General features: G+C 49.2%; 16 protein-coding genes. 2 read left to right on the forward strand and 14 right to left on the reverse strand.

Annotated elements, in window-relative coordinates:
- Positions 1-27: 27 nt before the first annotated feature.
- The 6 genes from BUB81_RS10550 to dapB all read right to left on the reverse strand — a co-directional run bounded on the left by BUB81_RS10550 (position 28) and on the right by dapB (position 7,170).
- Positions 28-483, reverse strand: coding sequence for a GNAT family N-acetyltransferase (locus BUB81_RS10550; protein WP_073322412.1), 456 nt, complete (start codon positions 481-483; stop codon positions 28-30).
- Between the two features lie 2 nt (positions 484-485).
- Positions 486-1,040 (reverse strand): NUDIX hydrolase, encoded by a 555-nt coding sequence (locus tag BUB81_RS10555; RefSeq protein ID WP_073322414.1) that lies wholly within the window; start codon positions 1,038-1,040, stop codon positions 486-488.
- 69 nt (positions 1,041-1,109) lie between these two features.
- Positions 1,110-1,586, reverse strand: coding sequence for a transcription elongation factor GreA (greA, locus tag BUB81_RS10560; protein WP_073322416.1), 477 nt, complete (start codon positions 1,584-1,586; stop codon positions 1,110-1,112).
- Between the two features lie 122 nt (positions 1,587-1,708).
- A complete protein-coding gene (gene carB / locus BUB81_RS10565) occupies positions 1,709-4,930 on the reverse strand; it encodes a carbamoyl-phosphate synthase large subunit (protein WP_073322418.1) in 3,222 nt (1,073 codons plus the stop codon).
- An 11-nt stretch (positions 4,931-4,941) separates the two neighbouring features.
- Positions 4,942-6,072 (reverse strand): glutamine-hydrolyzing carbamoyl-phosphate synthase small subunit, encoded by a 1,131-nt coding sequence (gene carA / locus BUB81_RS10570; protein WP_073322828.1) that lies wholly within the window; start codon positions 6,070-6,072, stop codon positions 4,942-4,944.
- Between the two features lie 294 nt (positions 6,073-6,366).
- A complete protein-coding gene (gene dapB / locus BUB81_RS10575) occupies positions 6,367-7,170 on the reverse strand; it encodes a 4-hydroxy-tetrahydrodipicolinate reductase (protein ID WP_073322420.1) in 804 nt (267 codons plus the stop codon).
- A gap of 248 nt (positions 7,171-7,418) precedes the next feature.
- Between dapB and BUB81_RS10580 the strand changes: the two genes are divergently transcribed.
- A complete protein-coding gene (locus BUB81_RS10580; RefSeq protein ID WP_073322422.1) occupies positions 7,419-8,099 on the forward strand; it encodes a cytochrome b/b6 domain-containing protein in 681 nt (226 codons plus the stop codon).
- A 71-nt stretch (positions 8,100-8,170) separates the two neighbouring features.
- On the opposite strand, the gene BUB81_RS10585 is transcribed toward BUB81_RS10580, so the two are convergent.
- From BUB81_RS10585 to grpE, 7 genes are all read right to left on the reverse strand, one after another.
- On the reverse strand, positions 8,171-8,494 hold the full coding sequence (locus BUB81_RS10585; protein ID WP_073322424.1) for a DUF3392 family protein: 324 nt from the start codon (positions 8,492-8,494) through the stop codon (positions 8,171-8,173).
- Between the two features lie 124 nt (positions 8,495-8,618).
- Complete coding sequence (locus tag BUB81_RS10590; protein WP_073322830.1) at positions 8,619-10,514, reverse strand: propionyl-CoA synthetase; 1,896 nt, start codon at positions 10,512-10,514, stop codon at positions 8,619-8,621.
- Positions 10,515-10,652: 138 nt separating this feature from the next.
- Positions 10,653-13,238 (reverse strand): putative bifunctional diguanylate cyclase/phosphodiesterase, encoded by a 2,586-nt coding sequence (locus tag BUB81_RS10595; RefSeq protein ID WP_073322426.1) that lies wholly within the window; start codon positions 13,236-13,238, stop codon positions 10,653-10,655.
- Positions 13,239-13,560: 322 nt separating this feature from the next.
- Positions 13,561-14,034, reverse strand: a complete 474-nt coding sequence (locus tag BUB81_RS10600; RefSeq protein ID WP_073322429.1) for a c-type cytochrome — start codon at positions 14,032-14,034, stop codon at positions 13,561-13,563.
- 492 nt (positions 14,035-14,526) lie between these two features.
- Entirely contained in the window at positions 14,527-15,660 is a 1,134-nt protein-coding gene (dnaJ, locus tag BUB81_RS10605) for a molecular chaperone DnaJ (RefSeq protein ID WP_073322432.1), read from the reverse strand.
- Between the two features lie 144 nt (positions 15,661-15,804).
- Entirely contained in the window at positions 15,805-17,730 is a 1,926-nt protein-coding gene (gene dnaK, locus BUB81_RS10610) for a molecular chaperone DnaK (protein WP_073322433.1), read from the reverse strand.
- An 83-nt stretch (positions 17,731-17,813) separates the two neighbouring features.
- Positions 17,814-18,452 (reverse strand): nucleotide exchange factor GrpE, encoded by a 639-nt coding sequence (gene grpE, locus BUB81_RS10615; RefSeq protein WP_073322832.1) that lies wholly within the window; start codon positions 18,450-18,452, stop codon positions 17,814-17,816.
- A gap of 151 nt (positions 18,453-18,603) precedes the next feature.
- Here grpE and BUB81_RS10620 point away from each other — a divergent pair, with 151 nt between their 5' ends.
- Positions 18,604-21,957 carry a PAS domain-containing hybrid sensor histidine kinase/response regulator gene (locus tag BUB81_RS10620; protein ID WP_073322434.1) on the forward strand — a complete coding sequence of 1,118 codons (3,354 nt, stop codon included), beginning with the start codon at positions 18,604-18,606 and terminating at the stop codon, positions 21,955-21,957.
- On the opposite strand, the gene BUB81_RS10625 is transcribed toward BUB81_RS10620, so the two are convergent.
- Positions 21,958-22,818 carry a helix-turn-helix domain-containing protein gene (locus tag BUB81_RS10625; protein ID WP_139241554.1) on the reverse strand — a complete coding sequence of 287 codons (861 nt, stop codon included), beginning with the start codon at positions 22,816-22,818 and terminating at the stop codon, positions 21,958-21,960.
- Positions 22,819-22,868 lie beyond the last annotated feature (50 nt).

Raw genomic sequence — 22,868 nt, forward strand, 5'->3', positions numbered from 1 at the left:
GCAGTCGCCATAGCTTTAAATACTGGCCTACAGCAAACGCATCATAAAACAGCTGTTTGGATCGTCTGTATAGTCGGCGAAGGGCCCGCAAAACTCAAAACCGTGGCGAGCGTAAAGCTGCCTGGCTGGTTCAAAAAAGGCCATAGAGCCTGTTTCTAGATACAGCGCTTCAATGCCCTTTTCACGGGCGAAATCCATCAGGTGAAGCAACAATAATCTGGCAGTACCGCGGCCACGTTTTGCTCTGGGAGTACGCATCGACTTAATCTCACCTTGCGCTTTATTGTGCTGTTTTATCGCAATACAGCCAAGCAGCTCATCGTTTTCCCAAGCGCTGAAAAAGGTGATAGTCGGATGCTTTAACCCGCTTAAGTCCAACGCGTGAACACTTTCAGGTGGCGAGGTAGCGCGCATATCTTCAAGATGCTCTTCCAGTAACGCATGCACCTGAGGGTGAGACAAATCATCGACAATAATACGCACGGTTAGATAAAGCCCTTCAAGCGGGCCAGTCCAAAGGCGTTACAGGTCGTGGCATCCATTATTTCTCCCGCCAGGATTTTTTGTTCCAGCTCAGCGATTGGCATTTTGTGAACTTCAAGACCTTGCTCTGTTTCTTCCAAGTCCTGGGTAGATTGAGAGAGTCCCTTAGCCACAAAAATATGATAGCGCTGAGAACACATCCCAAACGCCAGAAATTGTTCGGCAACCGGTAACCACTCATTTGCCAACAGACCACACTCTTCTTTTAACTCCGCTTTCGCAACAGCAAGGGGCTCAAAAGGTGCGTCGCCTTCTTTTGCTCCCTGGGGGAACTCCAAATGACGTCCTTTTACGGGGTAGCGGAACTGTTCCACCATGTAGACCTGCTCGTCATCAAGCGCAATTACCACCACAAAATTCGGCTTATCCACCACACCGTAGATACCGCGGTAGCCATCTTCCCGTCCGATACTGTCTTCGCGTACCGTCATCCAGCGATTTTGATACACCACTTTGGTGTCGAGTGTGAAGATTTCGTCTTGCTTTTGTTCGTCCATGCGTTGTTTTCCTGCTGTCTGAAAACAAAAAAGTGGAGCCAGAGCTCCACTTTTTCAAATTAGGTGTAGTTAGATATATTCAACTTCTACGATTTCGTATTCAACCGTACCCGCTGGCGTCTGAATATTAACAACGTCGTCTAATTCTTTGCCAATTAACCCACGCGCAATGGGTGAATTAACAGAAATGAGGTTTTCTTTAATATTTGCCTCGTCATCGCCCACGATGCGGTACGTGGTTTCCTTGTCGGTTTCCAGATTCATAATGGTTACCGTTACACCGAAGATCACTTTGCCATTGTTTGGCATTTTGGTGACGTCGATGATTTGCGCGTTAGACAGTTTGCCCTCGATATCCTGAATACGTCCTTCACAGAAACTTTGTTGTTCGCGTGCGGCGTGGTATTCAGCGTTTTCCTTAAGGTCTCCGTGTTCACGGGCTTCGGCAATGGCAGCAATGATTTTTGGGCGTTGAACCGATTTCAGTTCATTGAGTTCCTCACGCAAAAGTGCTGCCCCACGAGCTGTCATAGGATATTGCGTCATTGTGTTATTCTCACTTTAAAAGTTGTTGCTCTTGAATAAAAAATGCGCCCGGCAGGCGCAATTTTCAAGTTAATTTTTATCGGCATAGGTGAACAGGATACTAGGTATCCTGTTCGCTGTCATTAGCCGTTTATTTTGGCGTGTAATTCCTGAACTGACGTCACTTTTCCACGGTCATCAGCTGACTTAGCCTGAACCGTCGCAAATGCCGCGTTCATGGTTGTGGTATAAGTTACCTTATTCAGCAACGCTTCACGACGAATATATACCGAGTCGGTAATAGCCTGACGGCCTTCCGTGGTGTTCACGATGTACGCGTACTCACCGTTCTTGATGGCGTCCACAATATTTGGGCGACCTTCAGACAGTTTGTTTACGATTGACGCCTCGATGCCCTGCGCACGCAGAGATTCTGCCGTACCGCGGGTACATTCGATAGTAAAACCGTTAGCAATCAGTGCTTTCGACAACTCAACCAGCTTCGGCTTGTCGGTTTGACGAACAGATAATAACGCTTTACCCGGCTTAGGCAGTGGTGCACCAGCACCCAAGTTGGCTTTGGCGTACGCTTCTTCAAACGTGTCACCCACACCCATGACTTCACCGGTAGAGCGCATTTCAGGGCCTAACAGCGGGTCAACACCCTGGAATTTAGCAAATGGCAGAACCACTTCTTTCACCGAGTAGAACGGCGGGATAACTTCTTCTGTAAAGCCCTGCTCTTTCAGCGACTTGCCAGCCATAACGCGCGCCGCGATTTTCGCCAGCGGTACACCGGTAGCCTTAGATACAAATGGCACAGTACGCGCTGCACGCGGGTTTACTTCAATCAGGTACACTTCGCCGTCTTTGATTGCAAACTGCGTATTCATCAAACCGATAACACCCAGTTCCAGGGCCATCGCTTTAACCTGTTCACGCATCACATTCTGGATGTCCTGACCCAGTGAGTGTGGAGGCAGTGAACACGCAGAGTCACCTGAGTGAACACCCGCTTGTTCGATGTGTTCCATAATGCCGCCAATCACAACATCAGTGCCGTCACATACCGCATCCAGGTCAACCTCAATGGCGTCATCCAGGAAACGGTCCAGCAGAACTGGTGAGTCATTCGACACTTTAACTGCTTCGTTCAGGTAGCGTTTGAGGTCCTTCAGGTCGTACACGATTTCCATCGCACGGCCACCCAGTACGTAAGATGGACGAACTACCAGCGGGAAGCCAATTTCTTCTGCTTTGGCCAGCGCTTGCTCCATGTTACTTACGGTCGCGTTTGCAGGCTGCTTCAGACCCAGCTTGTTAACCATTTGCTGGAATCGTTCACGGTCTTCCGCACGGTCAATCGCCTCTGGTGACGTACCAATGATTGGCACACCGTTGGCTTCCAATGCACGCGCCAGTTTCAGTGGTGTTTGACCACCGTACTGAACAATAACGCCTTTAGGCTGTTCTACCGCAACGATTTCCAGTACATCTTCCAGTGTGACTGGTTCGAAGTACAGACGGTCTGAGGTGTCGTAGTCTGTTGATACGGTTTCCGGGTTACAGTTAACCATAATGGTCTCGTAACCGTCTTCACGCATCGACAGAGCTGCGTGAACACAGCAGTAGTCAAACTCGATACCCTGACCGATACGGTTTGGACCGCCGCCCAGCACCATAATTTTATCGCGATCAGAAGGTGCTGCTTCACACTCTTCGTCGTAGGTTGAGTACATGTAAGCGGTGCTGGTTGAGAACTCGGCTGCACAGGTATCAACACGCTTGTATACCGGCTTAATGCTCATGCCGCGACGCGTGTCACGTACATCGCTCTCACCCACGTTAGTCAGGGTTGCAATGCGTGAATCAGAGAAGCCTTTGCGCTTCAGCGTGCGCATTAAGGTCTCATCAATCTGGCTCAGGCCAATCTCAGCGATGTGGTTTTCCAGATTGATGATTTCTTCAATTTGCACCAGGAACCAGCGGTCAACGTTGGTCAGATTGAAGACTTCTTCTACTGTCATGCCCATACGGAACGCATCTGCGATGTACCAGATACGCTCTGCGCCTGGCTCGCGCAGTTCATAAATCAGCTTATTGCGTGCTTCAGGATCATCCAGGTCTACAATCGGGTCAAAACCGTTGGCACCCACTTCCAGACCGCGCAACGCTTTCTGTAGTGATTCCTGCTGGTTACGACCAATCGCCATGACCTCGCCCACTGACTTCATCTGTGTTGTTAGTCGGTCGTTAGAACCGGCAAACTTCTCAAAGTTGAAACGTGGGATCTTAGTTACAACGTAGTCGATAGCCGGCTCAAACGACGCTGGTGTTAATCCACCGGTGATATCGTTAGCCAGTTCATCCAGGGTGTAACCGACTGCCAGTTTGGCAGCGACTTTCGCGATAGGGAAACCTGTGGCTTTAGAAGCCAGCGCTGAAGAGCGCGATACACGCGGGTTCATTTCGATGATAACCAGACGGCCCGTTTTAGGGTCGACACCAAACTGTACGTTTGAACCGCCGGTTTCAACACCGATTTCACGCAGTACTGCCATGGCGGCATTACGCATGATTTGGAATTCTTTATCGGTCAGGGTTTGCGCTGGTGCAACGGTGATGGAGTCACCGGTGTGTACACCCATTGGATCAAAGTTTTCAATGGTACATACGATAATACAGTTGTCTGCTTTATCGCGAACCACTTCCATTTCGTACTCTTTCCAACCGATCAGCGATTCATCGATCAACAGTTCGTTGGTCGGTGACAGGTCCAGACCACGGGTACAGATTTCATTGAATTCATCGATGTTGTAAGCGATACCGCCACCGGTTCCACCCATGGTGAAAGACGGACGAATAATACAAGGGAAACCAATGCGTGAGAGCACGTCGTGAGCTTGTTCCAGCGAGTGCGCAATTTCAGCACGCGGACACTCAAGACCAATTGACTTCATGGCTTTATCGAAGCGCTCACGGTCTTCCGCTTTGTCGATGGCATCCGCCGTAGCACCAATCAACTCAACGTTAAATTCTTCCAGTACGCCTTCGCGGTTCAGGTCAAGCGCACAGTTCAGTGCAGTCTGACCACCCATGGTAGGCAGAATGGCGTCAGGACGCTCTTTCTCAATGATCTTGCGGACCACTTCCCAGTGAATTGGCTCGATGTAGGTCGCATCCGCCATTTCCGGGTCGGTCATAATGGTAGCCGGGTTAGAGTTAACCAGAATTACCCGGTAGCCCTCTTCGCGCAGGGCTTTACAAGCCTGAGCGCCTGAGTAGTCAAACTCACATGCCTGGCCGATAACAATCGGTCCGGCGCCCAGAATCAATATACTTTTTAGGTCGGTACGTTTTGGCATTGGGCTAGTTCCTACTGCTTTGACTGTTCAATAAGGTCGATAAAATGATCAAACAATGCAGCTGCATCGTGCGGGCCCGGGCTCGCTTCAGGGTGCCCCTGGAAGCTGAACGCTGGCTTGTCGGTACGATGAATGCCCTGCAGGGATTTATCAAACAATGAAATATGGGTGACTTTCAGCGTGTCAGGCAATGATGCTTCGTCTACCGCAAAACCGTGGTTCTGGCTGGTGATCATCACAATGTCACGCTCGAGGTCTTTAACCGGGTGGTTAGCACCGTGGTGTCCAAACTTCATTTTTACTGTTTTTGCGCCACTGGCTAATGCCAGTAACTGGTGGCCTAAACAGATACCAAATACCGGCAGACCGGTATCAACGATGGTCTTAATCGCTTCAATTGCGTAATCACATGGCTCAGGGTCACCCGGGCCGTTCGACAGGAATACACCGTCCGGATTCATCGCCAGTACATCTTCAGCAGGCGTTTGTGCTGGTACCAGGGTCAATTTACAACCGCGGTCTACCAACATTCGCAGGATGTTGTGCTTCGCACCATAATCGTATGCAACGACGTGATACTTGTAATCACTGCCCGTTTTGTAGCCAGTGCCTAATTCCCATACGCCGCCATCCCATTGCTGCGTTTCAGTGGTTGAAACCACTTTGGCTAAGTCCATGCCTTTTAAGCCAGGAAAGGCTTTGGCTTGCGATAGCGCTTCGGCCTCGTCAAGCGAGTCGACACACATAATGCAGCCATTCTGCGCGCCCTTGTCACGCAAAATTCGCGTAAGGCGACGTGTATCGATGTCTGCGATACCAACAATGTTGTTAGCTTTTAAATAGTCAGACAGGGTTTGTTCGTTACGAAAGTTACTGGCAACGAGGGGTAAATCGCGAATCACCAGGCCCTTGGACCAGATTTTGTCGGATTCAACATCTTCCGGGTTAGTACCCGTGTTACCAATGTGGGGATAAGTCAGAGTTACAATTTGTTCAGCATAAGAGGGGTCAGTCAGGATCTCCTGATAGCCGGTCATTGATGTGTTGAAAACAACCTCACCAACAGACACGCCTTGCGCACCAATCGCAGTTCCTTTAAAGACAGAACCATCCTCTAACACCAAAAGGGCGGAATTAGCCAAGTCAACCTCCAAATTAAGGATAACCGAGAGTTTAAGCCAGTTACGATAAACACTCACAAAAAACGGGAGGTAAAGACACACTTACTTCCCGTTTACAATTATTTGCAGCTAATTAAACTGCGCTACGTACCAGCCAAATTAAGGCAAAGCACTTTTCAAGCGCAAAATTTTGGCAAATTCCGCGGATTATATCTGAACTATTCCAAAAGGTCTAATCCAATCCACTAAATTTATAAAAATATCGCTTTTGCGCTAAAAAGCACTCAAACCCTTCAAAAGTATTAATAATAGTATTTACTTTTGTAGTGAAAGCACGTCATTCATGCCGTATTGGGCCGCCGGCTTATCAGCCAACCAACACGCAGCATGTACTGCACCACGGGCAAAAGTAAGACGACTGGACGCCTTATGGGTGATTTCAAGACGTTCACCAATGTCAGCAAATAAAGCAGTATGTTCACCCACTACATCACCTGCCCTAACGGTCGCAAAGCCGATTGTATTGTGGTCACGTGGCGGCTCTTTACCTTCCCGTCCGTACACCGCACAGGTTTTGAGATCGCGTCCCAGTTCGTCGGCAATCGCTTCGCCAATGGCCATAGCGGTTCCTGACGGCGAGTCCTGCTTGAAGCGGTGGTGGGCTTCAATAATTTCAATATCGGCGCTGCTACCTAGCGCTCTGGCCGCTTGTTTTACCAGCGATAACATTAAGTTAACGCCAACACTGTAGTTTGCAGCAAATACCACAGGAATAGACTTCGCAGCGTCTGCCAGGCTGGTTAACTGTGCGTCAGACAGCCCCGTCGTACCAATAACAACCGGCTTATTGTGCTGAACGCACCAGGCCAGATTGCTGTCAAAGGCGGCTGGCAGAGTAAAGTCAATCATCACATCCACGTCATCAGGGTTGAGACCGGATACACCTTCGCAAGCTGTATTCAGTTTGCCAATACCGGCCAGTTCACCCACATCCATACCTACCCATGGGGAGTCATCCCGCACACTGGCAACCGACAAACTGGCTTGTTCGTGCTCGTTCAATGCTTCAATAAGCACGCGCCCCATTCTGCCATTTGCGCCAAAAAGACCTACTTTCATGAAAAACCTTACTTAACATTTAAAAACACCACTTCTACTAACATTGTATCGTCATGCTGCTATTTAGTGGGTGTTGTTGTATTTGCGCAAATTGTGCCCGAAGCTGACCCAGATGAAAACCGCGAATCCACGCTCTTCAATATAAAAAAGTACTGTGATAGATCAAAATTTGCGGTAGTCGGCGTTGCCTGACAGCGCCAACTCGTGCAAGCTTTTGTTTTTGTTCATCCTGTTTTGGAGTGGTACGTATGGAAAAACGCCTTATCTGGGATATCCCCACCCGTCTTTTCCACTGGCTATTGGTAGCCTGTATTCTGGCCCAGTATCTGACAGCCGAAGTTTTTGACGCCATCGATTGGCATTTTAAGATTGGTTATTTCACCCTGGGGCTGATTTTATTCAGGTTGTGTTGGGGTTTTGTAGGCACAACTTACGCGAAATTCAGTCAGTTCCTTACCGGGCCCGGTAAAGTGGTCGCCTATGCCAAAACCCTGACTAATAAACATTCTGAAGAACATGCGGGACACAACCCGCTTGGCGGCTGGATGGTCATAGCGCTGTTACTGTTAGTAGCAGCCCAGGGCATCAGTGGTTTGTTCATTGGCGATGATATTTTCAGCAACGGTCCCTACTACGACGCGGTATCCGACGCGACACGTGATGTTATGAACGCCATTCACCACACTGCTTTTAACGTGTTATTGGCTGCCATTGTGTTACATGTGGGCGCGGTGGTGTTTTATGCCAGATACAAAAAGCAGCTCCTTGTGCCAGCCATGCTGCACGGAAAGAAAACGACTAAGGCGCAGGGTATCAGTTCATCCCGCTTACTGGTTGCCGCCATCCTTGCGTTGATTGTCATTGCAGCCATGTACGTGTTTATTGAAGTGCTGCCGCCAGAACCGATTGTCGAAGAGTTTTTCTACTAGCTGTATTCAGTACAATACGAAGGGGCATCTCGCCCCTTTTTGTTGTGGAGCACACCACACTTTGTGAAAATCTAAATATAGCGACGTCGTTCTGCAGCTAACCCCAGCGCAAAAAACGCTACAACAAATGCCAGCCCGCGGTATTCATACGCAATGTAGTTAAACAGATGATGCAAAAAAGGCGCGCCGTAGACAGTCAATGCGCCGTAGCCAAAAGCGCACAGCACAACAAATAGGGCGCACCGAATCACAAAGTGATATGGCGAAAGCGTGCGTTTGATGTGTTTATTGATGATATCGCCATACACTACCAGTAACGTCGCTAACAGCATCAGGCTCATTTCGTCGAAATACTCTGCCAGAATATGGCTTATGTGGATGGTATACGCAGACAACTTAACAACTCCAACCCCAGAAAAGTACGCGTATTCTGAAAGGCAAGCTAACAACTGTCAAAACAAAAAAGGCCGGCATAAACCGGCCAATGCAGAGAACGCGCTCTGTCGGATGTTGAAACGGTTAGTCTGACGCCACCAGCCCTTGCGCTTTCATGATAGATTCGATTTCCGGCACGCTTGCCGGATCATCAATGGTTGATGGCACCGCGACTTCCTGATTCGCCGCAATCTGGCGAAGTAATTTACGCAGGATCTTACCTGAACGGGTTTTCGGTAAGCGCGGCACCACAACAGCCCGTTTAAAACAGGCAATAGGACCAATTTCTTTTCTTACCATGGCTACCAGCTCTTTTTGCAGATCATCCGGGTCGATATCGTAACCGTCTTTCAGTAACACCAAACCCACCGGCTCCTGCCCTTTTAATGCATCGTGTACGCCAATAACACTGCATTCCGCCACGGCATCGTGGGCGGCGAGGATTTCTTCCATCTCACCGGTAGACAGTCGGTGGCCAGCCACATTTATTACGTCATCGGTACGCCCCATAATGAACACATAACCGTCATCATCTTTGTAGCCGCCATCGCCTGAGCAGTAATAACCAGGGAAATCACTCAGATAACCCGACTTAAAGCGCTCGAGGTCGCCCCAAATCGTCGCCAGGCAACTTGGCGGTAACGGCAATTTTATAGCGATTGCACCCTGCTCTCCGGGCGGGAGTTCCTGCCCGCGAGCATCCAGTACCTGCACATTAAATCCAGGTGTTGGCACAGTCGACGACCCCGGCTTGGCCGGCTTAGGCTCTACGCCCATCAGATTGGCACATATTGCCCACCCGGTCTCGGTTTGCCACCAGTGATCCACAACAGGCTTACCTGTTTTATCAACGGTCCATAAGTAAGTAGGAGGATCCAATCGCTCTCCTGCCATGAAAATCGTGTCGAGTGACGAGATATCATACTTTGCCAACTCGCTGGCAGTCGGGTCTTCTTTGCGGATAGCTCTGAATGCGGTGGGAGCGGCAAACAGAGCTTTAATTTTATACTCGTCTACCATTCGCCAGAACGCACCCGCGTCCGGTGTTCGCACGGGCTTGCCCTCATAAACCACCGTGGTACAACCGTGTAATAAAGGGCCGTAAACAATGTAGGAGTGACCCACAACCCAACCCACATCAGATGCGGCCCAGAACACGTCGCCTGGCTGAATATTATAAACAGCCGTCATGGAATATTTCAGCGCAACAGCATGCCCGCCATTTTCTCGAACCACGCCCTTTGGCTTGCCTGTTGTGCCCGATGTATAAAGGATATAAAGCGGATCTGTGCCTTTCACAGCCACGCAGTCAGCGGGAGCGGCACCAGCCACGGCGGTATACCAGTCAATATCCCGCCCTTCCTGCATAACCGCTTTTGCTTGAGGGCGCTGCAGTACTATACAGGCTTGTGGTTTATACGAAGAAAGTTCAATAGCATTGTCGACAAGTGGCTTGTACTCAATAACTTTAGCGACCTCAATGCCACAGGACGCTGTGACGATCAGTTTGGGCTGTGCATCTTCAATACGCACGGCCAGCTCGTGAGGGGCAAACCCGCCAAATACAACCGAGTGAATTGCGCCTAATCGCGCAATAGCCAGCATTGCAACTACCGCTTCGGTAATCATGGGCATATAAACAACGACTCTGTCACCCTTTTCCACGCCCTGACTTTTCAATACGCCGGCAAAGGCGGCAACCTGGCTTTGCAGTTCGCTATAGGTCACAGTGTTTTTTGTGCCGGTTACTGGCGAATCATAGATAATTGCAGGCTGCTCACCGCGTCCTTGCTCGACATGATAGTCAACAGCCATATAGCAGGTATTCAGTTCACCGTCTTCAAACCAATGATAAATTCCGTCGTTATCCTGACTCAAGATCGTCTTTGGCGAGGTGTACCAGGGTATGGTACGGGCTTGTTCAGCCCAAAATAATTCTGGTTGTTCAATAGAACGCTGGTATTCGGCTTGGTATGACATACGCATGCATTTCCTAATTATTATTTGGTGACCCTGAAACTTGCCTTGAAAGTTTCAACATGACATTACATTAATAGAAAATGGTAAAAATGCGCATACGACCATTGGCTTATATGTCGACAATTTAACGAAAAACGGCTATTTTTCGGTCTGAGCAACCTGCACTTTTTCAGCGGAAAGAACAGCATTAAGCCAGTCCTTTTCAGCTAATGGTTTTGAGAAATAAAAGCCTTGAAAGTAGCTGCAGCCCCGCTGTTTAAGGTAATCACACTGAAATTCGTTCTCGATGCCTTCTGCTACCGTACTTACATTCAGCGCATGTGCTAAGTCGACAATAGAGTCGACAATAGGTACGCGTTCGTCCTGAAAAGTTATTTCGTCGACAAAATAGCGGTCTATCTTTAATTCCGAAATGGGCAGCTCTTTGAGGTAACTCAAACTTGAGTAGCCGGTACCAAAATCATCAATGGAAAACGAAAAACCTTCATGACCTAACGACTCCATGCGCTCCCGAACTAATTCAACACTGCTGATTAACGTGGTTTCAGTGATTTCCAGCATTAGCATATCCGGGTTAACCTGCCATTTGATGACGGTTTCCAGCAACTGTTTGGCAAAATCAGCCCGAACAATATGTCTGCCGCTGATATTGACTGCTATCCGGGTACGAACCCCCTGCTTCTGGCACGTTTGCAGCAACCGGCATGCCTCTTCAATGACCCAATTTCCAATGTCTATGATGGCATCACTTTCTTCTGCAACCGGAATGAACTCCGCCGGACTGATAAAGCCCAGAGTCGGGTGTTCCCATCGAATCAACGCTTCCGAACTGACAATGTGCTGATTACCGTCATACTGAGGCTGCAACATGAGATAAAATTCCCCATCATCAAGCGCGCGCGCAAAAGAATGCGAAATTTCCTGATACCGCGCATAGTCGTTAAAAGCGGCCTTATCCAGCGCAAGCATGCCGCCAGGTCCCTGTTTTTTAGCTCGTTTCTTACCAAAGGTCAGTACACCGTTAATCTTTTCATATGACGCTTTTCTGGCGTCCAGACGACAAGATGCAATAGCGGCTGTTACGTTATGGACTAGTTTTGAAATAGTAAGTGGCGCTGATATTTGTTTGTGGCACTCCCATTCCAGGCTATCGAGTATCATGCTTGACTGCTTGGCGTTATTATCGATAGGCGTGGTAGATAAAATAAGAAAATTATCACCGATCCCTCGGTATAGCATGAGTCCATCGGGCAACAGCTTTTTCAACCGCTGACCAACAATCCGCAATATGGCATCGCCCACATGCTTACCAAACGATAAGTTGTATTGTGCGAAGTTATCCATATCAATCAAACAGCAATAGATGTCTAAGGACCGGTATTGTGACGCCGTTTGGTCCAGTACCCGTTCGAGATCTTTTTCAAACGACCGCATATTAGGCAGCAATGTCAGTGAGTCAAAGTAAGCCGTTTGATAGATATCCTGAATGGCTTTTTTCCGCTCGGTAATGTCTTTGACAATGCCGACAAACTGACGTTGTCCGTCCTGAATCACCTCAGAAATAGACAGTTCGATAGGAAATTCCTTGCCACTCTTGTGTTTACCTATCACTTCCCGCCCAACGCCGATAATTTTCGCTTTGCCTGTTTCCACGTAGTGGCGGATATAGTCGGAATGGAACTGGCTGTATGACTGTGGCATCAGCATTTTCACATCCTGCCCAATCACCTCCTCAGGCAAATAACCAAAGACGGTATACAGCGATTTGTTGGCAGTGATGACCGTGCCTGATACATCGATAGTCACCACTGCATCATTGAGGTTATCCAGAATAGCCGCCAGGTACGCCGTGTAGTTGTGTTCCGTCTCCAACAGACGATAGGCGTCGGTTATGTCTTCCAGCGCACCGTAAATATGGGTCACACGCCCGCCTCTGTAGCGCGCTTTACCGGTGGCCTTGACGCGAATAACTTGTCCGTCAATACGATTTAAGAACCCTTCGTGACAGTAGGCTTTGCCCTCTTTAATGACGCGATTAAACGCATCTTCAATTGCGACTCTGGAATCGGCTGGGAATGACGCCAAGGCCGATTCCATAGTAACCGGCGAACCAACCGGCATACCGTAAAGGGCGTACATTTCATCGGTCCAGACGACCTTGCCTGACCTGAGTTCAACCTCCCATCCGCCCGTTCTCGATATCGATCCTATCTCGTTTAACAAGTCTAATTTGCGATGCAATGTGGTATTGGTTTGCAGCACCGGGCAGCTAGATTGCAACTGCTGAATCAGGGCAAAGGATAATCGCCCTGCAGCCAGACTCAGTGCCGCCTCAACGAGGCCGGCATCATGCAAATGACGATGCACAAACACAATGACACATCCCACACATTCCCCATCAGCGTCACTAAGCTGGTGCGCCAACAGAGCATACTTTTTTTCATAATCCGTACCATCGATATGCAAAACGGGTACGTCCAGAAAATCACTCTGGGGGGGCGCTCTGCGCACGACCTGAAGATCGATGGATTGAGTGGCTGTTGCCTGATGTTCTTCAAGACAATATACGCCGTGCAGAGGAGTAAAATCATCCGCAATAGAAATAACCGCCGCACCCGCGCCTCGGGACAGGGAGACCAATTGTTCAGTTATGTCCCTGAGATCGACGCCGGGAAGCGACTCAAGCGCATTTTGAGATTTCTCTTCCTGAATATCCGACACCATGTGCTCATCTGAAAAAGTTGATAAACATCAGTATCACCGGTTTACCGGTGTTTTATCCTTGCTGTGGGCTGCTGGTTACCGCTCAAATAAGCATAGGTAAGAATCAGAGAAGTTACCAATATTGCGCCGAGTGATAGGAAAAATGTGGCTTAATGATGTAAACATCTCGATAAAGAGAATAACGATGAAACGTAGGACAAGCACGGGGCTAATGGGAATATCAGACTTGCCGGCTGGTGGGTATCAGTTAATTATTTTGCCTGTGTTAGAAAGAAAGTAAACGCTCAGCCCGTCACCGCTGTTCGAACTGAGCATAAACACGTTACTCTTTGTAGTCGTCGTGACAAGACTTGCAGGTGCCACCCAAACCAGCAATGGCTTTAGCATAAGCGCCTTCGTCACCTGTGGCAGAAGCCGCCTGAATATCCATCGCAACTTTTTTCAACGCCGCTATTTTGTCGTTAACGTCAGCTTCGTTGCTGAATAATGCAGGCTTTGCGTCGGTCGGTACATCAAAATCAGTTGTGTCGACTAACAGGTAGTCCGCCATCATATCTGCCAATTGCTCCAAACGCATGCCGTTGGTTTTCATAACTTCCGGATCAAATTTTTTCATTTTCAGCATGCCGAACATAGGCGCAGCATTGCTTTTTACTAACTGATACAGAGATTGACGGTACTCGATTGCCGCTTCTGCATGTTTTTCAGACGCTGCCTTTGCGGCCATTGCACTGCCGCTTAACACTGTGCCCGCGGCGCACAATGCCAACAAACCTGAGGCCAAAACCTTTTTCATGTTGCCTGTCTCCCTTTTCTTATGGAAAGTGGTTATTTTTGCGTATTGTAGGGCCTGTTGCACTTTGCTGTGCGCTTTTGCAGCAGTCTGTAGCCGGCTAGCGTGTGCAATTTAGGCAAGGCAACTATTTGCTGGTCTTGTTGGCCTTAATCAAAAAGAGTCAACACAGTATATATGATACACGCTAGCCGGCTACGGGCGCTGCCCGAAGGGGTCGTCATGAAAGCATTTTACTCTTTGTCACAGCCCTTTGACGTAGAACAACTATGCCTGCAGGGCTGTTTCGCGATTAAAATGCTTTCATATAGACCAAAAGTCGTACAGCAAAGAACAACAGGCCCTAATAATAAAAATTTAAAAACATAAGACACCAAGGCGATTTGACGGTCGGGATTGGTGTACAAATAAAAAAACACGCAATTGCTATATTGAACAATTGCGTGTCTCTCAACAAGTTTTATTCGGTTGACCGAACAAAAAAGCGCGGTGAGCTTAGTTTGTCAGGTCGTCGAAGAACTTTTTCACACCGTCAAAGAAGCCTTGCTCCTTCGGACGATGCTTTGCGGCATCTGAGCCTTTGCCCATAGACTCTTCCAATTCACGCAGTAGATCTTTCTGCTTGGAAGACAGGTTTACCGGGGTTTCGACAACCACTTTACACAGTAAATCACCAATGGCACCACTACGAACAGACTTCACGCCTTTACCGCGCAGGCGGAACATACGACCAGTCTGCGTTTCCGGGCTGATTTTCAGCTTCACTTTACCGTCCAGCGTAGGCACTTGTAACTCACCACCCAATGCCGCAGTAGTGAAGCTTAACGGTACTTCGCAGTACAGGTTATTGCCATCTCGCGTAAAGATATCGTGATCACGGACATGCACCTGGACATATAAATCGCCTGCTGGCGCACCGCTCTCACCTGCTTCACCTTCACCACTCAGGCGAATACGGTCGCCGGTATCCACGCCCGCCGGAATTTTAACCGACAAGGTCTTGGTTTTCTCGGTACGGCCCTGACCATGACATTCATTACAGGGATCAGAGATGATCTTGCCGCGGCCAGAACAGGTTGGACAGGTTTGCTGAACTGCAAAGAAGCCCTGACGCATTTGCACCTGGCCGTTACCATGACAGGTTGGACAGGTTTTGGGGCTGCTGCCTTTTTTGGCACCAGAGCCGTTACAAGGCTCACAGGCAACCAGTGTCGGTACGCGAATTTCGACTTCTTTACCACGTACTGCTTCTTCCAGCGTCATTTCCAGATTGTAGCGCAAATCTGCGCCCTGGCGAGCTCTTGACTGACGGCCACGGCCACCGCCAAAGATATCACCGAACACATCACCAAAGATGTCGCCGAAGTCAGCACCGCCACCAAAGCCGGCTCCGCCGCGATTAGGATCGACACCTGCGTGACCATACTGGTCGTAGGCAGCGCGTTTCTGAGTATCCGTCAGTACTTCATAGGCTTCCTGGATTTCTTTAAACTTTTCTTCCAGTGCTTTGTCGCCCTGAGTGCGGTCAGGGTGGTACTTCATAGCCAGTTTCTTGTACGCTTTTTTAATTTCGCGCTCGCCGGCTCCTTTGTCCACGCCAAGCACTTCGTAGTAATCTCGTTTCGACATATCGCTCGCTATTCCTACCCGTTTGAAACAACCCTGACGGGCTGCAAAAATTCTGCTTTATTTACATAAAAAGGCGCAACAAGCATTGCCCTGCTGCGCCTGAGACTGCAACGTGGCCCGGTGCTTAACCGGGCGTAGCGTTACTTACTTCTTGTCGTCGTCTTTCACTTCTTCAAATTCAGCGTCAACAACGTCATCTTCAGGCTTGCCCTGGCTTGCACCAGCGTCAGTTGCTTCCGCACCCGCTGCTGCTTGCTGCGCCTGCGCCGCTTCCATCAATTTAGAAGACGCTTGGATCAGCTCCTGAGTTTTCGCTTCGATTTCCGCTTTGTCTTCGCCTTTCGCAGCGGTTTCCAGTGCAGAAACAGCCGCTTCAATTGGCGCTTTGTCGTCGCTGCTCAGTGCATCGCCCACTTCTTCCAATTGCTTACGGGTAGCGTGAATCATACCGTCAGCCTGGTTGCGAGCCTGAATCAGTTCTTCGAACTTCTTATCGGCTTCTTTGTTCGCTTCCGCGTCAGCAACCATTTTTTCGATTTCATCTTCGTTCAGACCAGAAGACGCCTGAATGGTGATCTTCTGCTCTTTACCCGTGTCTTTGTCTTTCGCAGACACGTGCAGGATACCGTCCGCATCGATGTCGAAAGTAACTTCGATTTGCGGTACACCGCGTGCCGCCGGACGAATACCTTCTAAGTTAAACTGACCCAGAGACTTGTTACCAGACGCTTGCTTACGCTCACCTTGCAGTACGTGTACAGTTACCGCAGACTGGTTGTCTTCTGCTGTTGAGAAGGTTTGCGACTTCTTAGTTGGGATAGTCGTGTTCTTCTCAATCAGCGCAGTCATTACGCCGCCCATGGTTTCGATACCCAGAGAAAGCGGAGTAACGTCCAGCAGCAGTACGTCTTTAACATCACCAGACAGTACACCACCTTGAATCGCAGCACCAACCGCTACCGCTTCGTCAGGGTTCACGTCTTTACGAGGCTCTTTGCCAAAGAATTCAGTTACATACTTCTGAACCAGAGGCATACGAGTCTGACCACCTACCAGAATGATGTCATTGATGTCACTTACTGACAGGTCAGCATCAGCCAGCGCTTGCTTAACCGGGTTCAGAGACTCTTTCACCATGTCTTCAACCAGTGATTCCAATTTCGCACGAGTCAGTTTAATGGCTAAGTGCTTAGGACCGGTTGCATCCGCCGTAATGTAAGGCAGGTTAACTTCAGTCTGTTGTGAAGAAGACAGTTCGATTTTCGCTTTCTCACCGGCTTCTTTCAGACGTTGCATAGCCAGCGGATCTTTACGCAGGTCAATGCCTTGGTCTTTCTTAAATTCTTCTACCAGGTAGTTGATTACACGGTTATCGAAGTCTTCACCACCTAAGTGAGTGTCACCGTTGGTCGCCAGTACTTCAAACGTGTGCTCGCCATCTACTTCATCGATTTCGATGATAGAGATATCGAAGGTACCACCACCTAAGTCATATACTGCAACAACGTTATCGCCTTGCTTCTTGTCCATGCCGTAAGCAAGGGCAGCTGCAGTTGGCTCGTTGATAATACGCTTAACTTCAAGACCAGCAATACGACCCGCGTCTTTAGTTGCCTGACGCTGTGAGTCGTTAAAGTAAGCAGGAACAGTGATTACTGCACCCGTTACTGGTTCACCCAGATAGTCTTCAGCGGTCTTTTTCATCTTTTTCAGTACTTCGGCAGAAATCTGAGGAGGCGCCATTTTTTCGCCTTTCACTTCTACCCATGCATCGCCATTGTCCGCCTTAGCAATTTTATAAGGCATGATGTCGATGTCGCGTTGTACTTCTTTATCTTCCCAACGACGTCCAATCAGACGTTTAATTGCAAATAGTGTGTTGGTTGGGTTAGTTACAGCCTGACGCTTTGCAGACTGACCTACCAGTGTTTCACCGTCGTTGGTGTAAGCGATAATTGAGGGCGTGGTGCGGTCACCTTCCGCGTTCTCAATTACTCGCGGTTTGTCGCCGTCTAGAACTGCGACACATGAATTTGTTGTACCTAAATCGATACCAATGATTTTACCCATTACGTGTCTCCAAAAGTATTCTGTAATCTTGCGTAATTAGTGGGGTTATTGCCCACTGATTTCAATAGTTGTTTTAAAAATTTTTAGGCCTGAGTATCTACGCCACCATCAGGTGCGCGTGAAACCATTACCATTGCCGGGCGCAACAGGCGACCGTTCAGTTCGTAACCCTTCTGCATGACTGCCATTACTGTGTTTGGTGCAAAGTCAGCGCTCTCTTGCATTGACATGGCCTGATGCAGTTCCGGGTTGAATGCTTCGCCTTGCGGATCAATGGGGGTCATACCGAATTTCTCAATCGTGCTAACGAAAGATTTCAGTGTCATTTCCACCCCTTCCAGCATGGGCTTGATCGCTTCGTTTTCCGTGTCGGCTACCATAACGGCGCGTTCCAGGTTGTCGATCACATCCAGCAATTCACCGGCAAAGCGCTCCAAAGCAAACTTACGGGCTTTGTCGACTTCCGCTTCAGCACGGCGACGGGCATTTTCCATTTCAGCTCGCGCACGCAGCACAGAGTCCTGCTGTTCATTAAATTTAGCTTCTGATGCGGCCAGGGCTTTTTCCAGTTCAGCAATACGTGCTGCTGACTCGTCTACAATCTCACCTTCAACCGCTGCAGATTCTGCCGCTTCAACCTGCTCGTCTACCGTTTCGGCAGCGGCTTGTTGCGCTTCGGTTTGCTCTTGTTCTTCTGTTTGCACGTCGCGTGGCTCGCTCATGCTTTCCTCCACAATGTTTTTTGGGTAGTCACTCACAATGTGCCTAGTTATGGGGGTGGTTTGCGGGCCTTCAAGGGTATCCACAATTTTTTTATGGAATCGAGAATTGTGCTAACGTAAGCCTGTACAAAATAAGGAAAAGAAATTCGCCATGCTGAGTATTTGGAGTGTTGGGGCCATTGTTCTGATTTATCTGATCGGATTATTTGTTCTGGCGTTTTGGGGCGACAAAAAAATTGATAGAAATCAACAGCATCCATTTCTTTACAGTCTGGGGCTAGGTGTCCACTGTACGTCATGGGCTTTCTTCGGCACCACCACACAAGCTACACAATATGGCTGGCCGGTGTTCCCAACCTATGTAGGTATTGTGTTGGTGATGATTTTTGCCTTTCCGGTGATTTTGCGCATCAGCCGCATTTGCCAACAACACAATGTCAGCTCTCTGGCAGACTTTATCAGTTTGCGATACGACCGTTCGCACACGTTGGCCGCCATCATTACCTTGCTGTGCTTTTTCGGCGTAGTGCCCTACATTGCGTTGCAACTCGACGCCATTACCGCCAGCATAGCCTTAATAACCTCTGACAATAGCAGTGGCTCTGGCACGGTGGGTTTCTACGTCGCAGCATTAATGGCTCTGTTTGCCATTTTGTTTGGCACCCAAACCTTGAATCTGACCGAGAAACACCCGGGCCTGCTGGCGAGTATTGCTGCTGAGTCCGTGGTTAAGTTAGTTGGGCTGTGCGTTGTCGGTATTTATGTCTGCTATGTCTTGTTTGACGGCGTTTTTGATTTATTCACCCAGGCCGCCCTGCATGCACCTACCCGTGAAATCCTGTATGCCGACAAAGGCTGGGGCGTCTTTTTTAGCCATGTGTTACTGGGTATTTGCGCAATGTTTATCCTGCCCCGCCAGTTCCATATGAACTTCGTCGAAAACAACGGCGAAAGCGAACTGCGCACGGCGCGCTGGGTATTCCCCTTGTATTTACTGGGCATGACCGTGTTTGTGTTGCCCATCGGCCTGGCGGGCAGTTTGTTGATGCCGGAAGGCGCCAATGCTTCTGACGCACTGGTATTAGCGTTGCCAATACATCACAACAATACCGTGGTATCTGTCATCGCCTTTATTGGTGGTTTGTCGGCCACCACTAGCATGATCATTGTTGCCACGCTCGCACTGGGTATCATGATAGCCAATAACCTCATTACGCCACTGTGGTTTACCTTCGCCTTCAAAAGACAGCCACAGCACTCTTTGCAAGCCGGGCAACTGCTGTCAATCCGACGGTTAACCGTATTGGTCGTATTGTCAGTCGCCTTCTGGTATCACGTGAACATCAGCCAATCTGCGCCCCTGGTAAAAAGCGGCATTATTGCAATGGCGCTGCTATCGCAGATTTTTCCCATCATGCTATTCAGCCTCTACTGGCAACGCGCCAACAAGCCCGCAGCGGTTTGTGGGCTTATAGCTGGCTTTTGTTGCTGGGTAAGCTGGATGCTCTACCCCAGCCTGCTATCGAGCTATTACTTCGAACCTATTCCCAGTGACGCGCAACTGGGTCAAAGCTATTTATTCAGTCTGCTTATCAACTGTGCTGTTTTTGTCACTGTCGCCTGGCTAACTCCTCACTTTGCCACCCGGACAAGTGAAGACGAAAATACCTCACCGCCTGAGCCTGATCTGGCTATCAAGATCGGTGATTTGTTAACTCTCACAGAACGGGTGCTGGACCCGCCTGTGTACCGCGCGCTGGCAAATCAGTTGTCGGTAGACAGCCAACAGCCTCAGGGCTACGCCAGTCAAGGGTTATTGAGCCGGGTTGAGAAGCTATTAGCCGGTCAGGTTGGCAACCCCAGCGCAAGGTTATTGCTCACCGCCCTGGCCGAAACGCAGCCGCAAGGCTTGTCGAATCTGGTTCATTGGGTAGAGGAAGCATCACAGAGTTTTCAGTTTAATCACGAAGTCCTGCAGTCATCGGTTCAGCACATAGAACAAGGTATTTCTGTACTGGATCGCAACCTCAGCATGCTGGCCTGGAATGAGCGCTACCTTGAATTATTCCAGTATCCTCCGGGATTTATTCAGGTTGGCATGCCCATAAAGGATTTACTAGAGTACAACGCGGAACGGGGCTTGCTGGGCAACTCCGACAACATCTCCGAAGAGATCAATAAACGCATTCGCTACATGGCCGAGGGAAGCCGGTATAAATATGTGCGAAAACAGAGTGACGGCCGCGTGATTGAATTAAACGGCAGCCCGCTGCCCGGCGGTGGATTTGTTACTACCTACAGTGATATCACTGAATACATGCGAATACAGGAAGAACTGGAAACAGCGAAATCTGAACTGGAAGCTCGTGTGATAAGGCGCACAAAACAGTTGGAACAAGCCAAACTTGAAGCCGACAAAGCCAATGACAGTAAAACCAAATTTCTGGCAGCTGCCGGTCATGACCTAATGCAGCCCTTTAACGCTGCTACCTTGTTTGCGTCGATGCTGGCGCAAAAGACCTCTGGCTCGGCATTACAGTCGTTAAGCGAAGGACTGGTAAATTCGCTTAACAGCGCAGAATCCCTACTCTCCGCACTGCTTGATATGACGAAGCTTGAGACAGGTCGTCTTACCCCGCAAAAAACTGACTTTAAACTGGACGACATGCTGGCGGGTTTGTGTCAGGAGTTTGCGTTGATCTGCGAGCAAAAATCGCTTCGGTTACGCTACGTTCCCTCGCAACTGGTCATTCATTCTGACCCGAAATTACTACGCCGTGTTATACAAAATTTGCTGTCCAACGCCGTGCGATATACCCAGCAAGGCACCGTGCTTATTGGCGCAAGACGCCACAACAACAAAGCCGTCTCGATTTGCGTGATAGATACCGGCCCAGGTATACCTGAACACCAGCAGGCAGAGATTTTTAATGAATTTCACCAGTTGGATAACCACCAGAATCAAGGACTGGGATTGGGCCTGACGATTGTTGAAAGGATTAGTCACTTGCTGGGTCACGAGGTGTCACTGCAGTCGGAGCCTGGCAAAGGCACCCAGTTCCGCGTTAGTGTTCCCCGCTCTGTGCAACATGCGGCACCAGCGCTGAAGACGCGCCAGCCTATAACCTCAGACAGCGCCCCCCTGTTGGCAAACCGATTTGTACTAGTCATTGAAAACGATGAACAAATCAGCGCTGCCATGACGCAATTATTGGAAGATTGGGGCGCCACAGTTAGCGTAAGCCGATGTTTTGAAGAAGCAAAAGACATAACACCCGTGCCCGATTTGATGCTAGTTGATTATCATCTGGACCATGGTGAAACCGGTATTCAGGCAGCGAGTCGCCTGCGCGAGTTGTGGCAATATGACGTGCCAGGTATCTTGAATACGGCAAACCGTCACGACGGCGTCAGGGATGAAGCACGCGAGGCTGGGCTGCACTACTTGCCAAAACCGTTAAAGCCCGCTGCACTAAAACGCCTGTTAAAACAGCATATCTGTTAACTATTGCGTTTGCTTGCGGTATTTTGCCGGGCTCGTTTGGGTGTAGCGTTTAAAGAATTTATTAAAGTAACCCGGATCGGAAAACCCGAGACGCTCGGCGATTTCCGCGACGGGCATATCGGCAAAGACCAGGAAGCGTTTCGCTTCATTGATCAGTACGTTGTGGATTAAAGCCAGTGCGTTTTCTCCGGTGTGTTCCCGACAAATCTGATTGAGATGCGCCTGACTTACCCGTATTTCCTTCGCATACCAGCCAACCTGATGCTGCTGCATAAAATGACGTGAGATTAGCGCCCGAAACTGCCTGACTTTGCGTTCCGACTTGGTCAGATTTGCGTCATCGGTATTGTCGGACCCGGCACGCAACAACCAAATCATGAGCTGTTGCAGCAAAGCCTGTAACATGGCTTCCTGAAAAGCGTTAGGCTGATTAGCCTCATGCTGAAGCTGCTGGCATAGTTGCGCCACGTAATCCCGGTCTGTATTCGGGATGGGGGTTACAAATGCGTTGTCCAATCTGGACGTCACACCAAGGTTGCTGGTTACCTCTTTTAACAATGGGCTCGCCACGGACAGCACTACGCCCTGAGAATCGGCCTGCCAGTCAAATCCGTGCATCACGCCTTCGGGAATAACAATAGCAACCGGGGCCGATATGGTTTGCTGCTGGGTATCAAGCCTGACGTCGACGCCCCCTTCCAAGACAACAAACACCTGCGTGATCTGGCGATGTCGGTGAGGCTGTATGGTCCAGTTATGCTGTTCACTGCGCTGTACCAACGCCTCACAATACAACAAAGTTTGCGGTGCAAACGTGCCGTCCTCACCGTAAAAGTCGACAAACTCCACATTTCCCAACATTTTTATCACAATCTATAAAATTAGCCATCAAATAACTAATTTAACCCTTA

The organism is Marisediminitalea aggregata, from assembly GCF_900129565.1.
GTDB classification, from domain to species: domain Bacteria; phylum Pseudomonadota; class Gammaproteobacteria; order Enterobacterales; family Alteromonadaceae; genus Alteromonas; species Alteromonas aggregata.

Coding starts and splice junctions, on each gene's coding strand:
- BUB81_RS10600 (WP_073322429.1), bottom strand. CDS start 14,034: ATGAAAAAGGTTTTGGCCTCAGGTTTGTTGGCATTGTGCGCCGCGGGC.
- grpE (WP_073322832.1), bottom strand. CDS start 18,452: ATGAGCGAGCCACGCGACGTGCAAACAGAAGAACAAGAGCAAACCGAA.
- BUB81_RS10595 (WP_073322426.1), bottom strand. CDS start 13,238: ATGGTGTCGGATATTCAGGAAGAGAAATCTCAAAATGCGCTTGAGTCG.
- dnaJ (WP_073322432.1), bottom strand. CDS start 15,660: ATGTCGAAACGAGATTACTACGAAGTGCTTGGCGTGGACAAAGGAGCC.
- BUB81_RS10555 (WP_073322414.1), bottom strand. CDS start 1,040: ATGGACGAACAAAAGCAAGACGAAATCTTCACACTCGACACCAAAGTG.
- BUB81_RS10625 (WP_139241554.1), bottom strand. CDS start 22,818: ATGTTGGGAAATGTGGAGTTTGTCGACTTTTACGGTGAGGACGGCACG.
- carB (WP_073322418.1), bottom strand. CDS start 4,930: ATGCCAAAACGTACCGACCTAAAAAGTATATTGATTCTGGGCGCCGGA.
- dnaK (WP_073322433.1), bottom strand. CDS start 17,730: ATGGGTAAAATCATTGGTATCGATTTAGGTACAACAAATTCATGTGTC.
- greA (WP_073322416.1), bottom strand. CDS start 1,586: ATGACGCAATATCCTATGACAGCTCGTGGGGCAGCACTTTTGCGTGAG.
- dapB (WP_073322420.1), bottom strand. CDS start 7,170: ATGAAAGTAGGTCTTTTTGGCGCAAATGGCAGAATGGGGCGCGTGCTT.
- BUB81_RS10580 (WP_073322422.1), top strand. CDS start 7,419: ATGGAAAAACGCCTTATCTGGGATATCCCCACCCGTCTTTTCCACTGG.
- BUB81_RS10620 (WP_073322434.1), top strand. CDS start 18,604: ATGCTGAGTATTTGGAGTGTTGGGGCCATTGTTCTGATTTATCTGATC.
- BUB81_RS10590 (WP_073322830.1), bottom strand. CDS start 10,514: ATGTCATACCAAGCCGAATACCAGCGTTCTATTGAACAACCAGAATTA.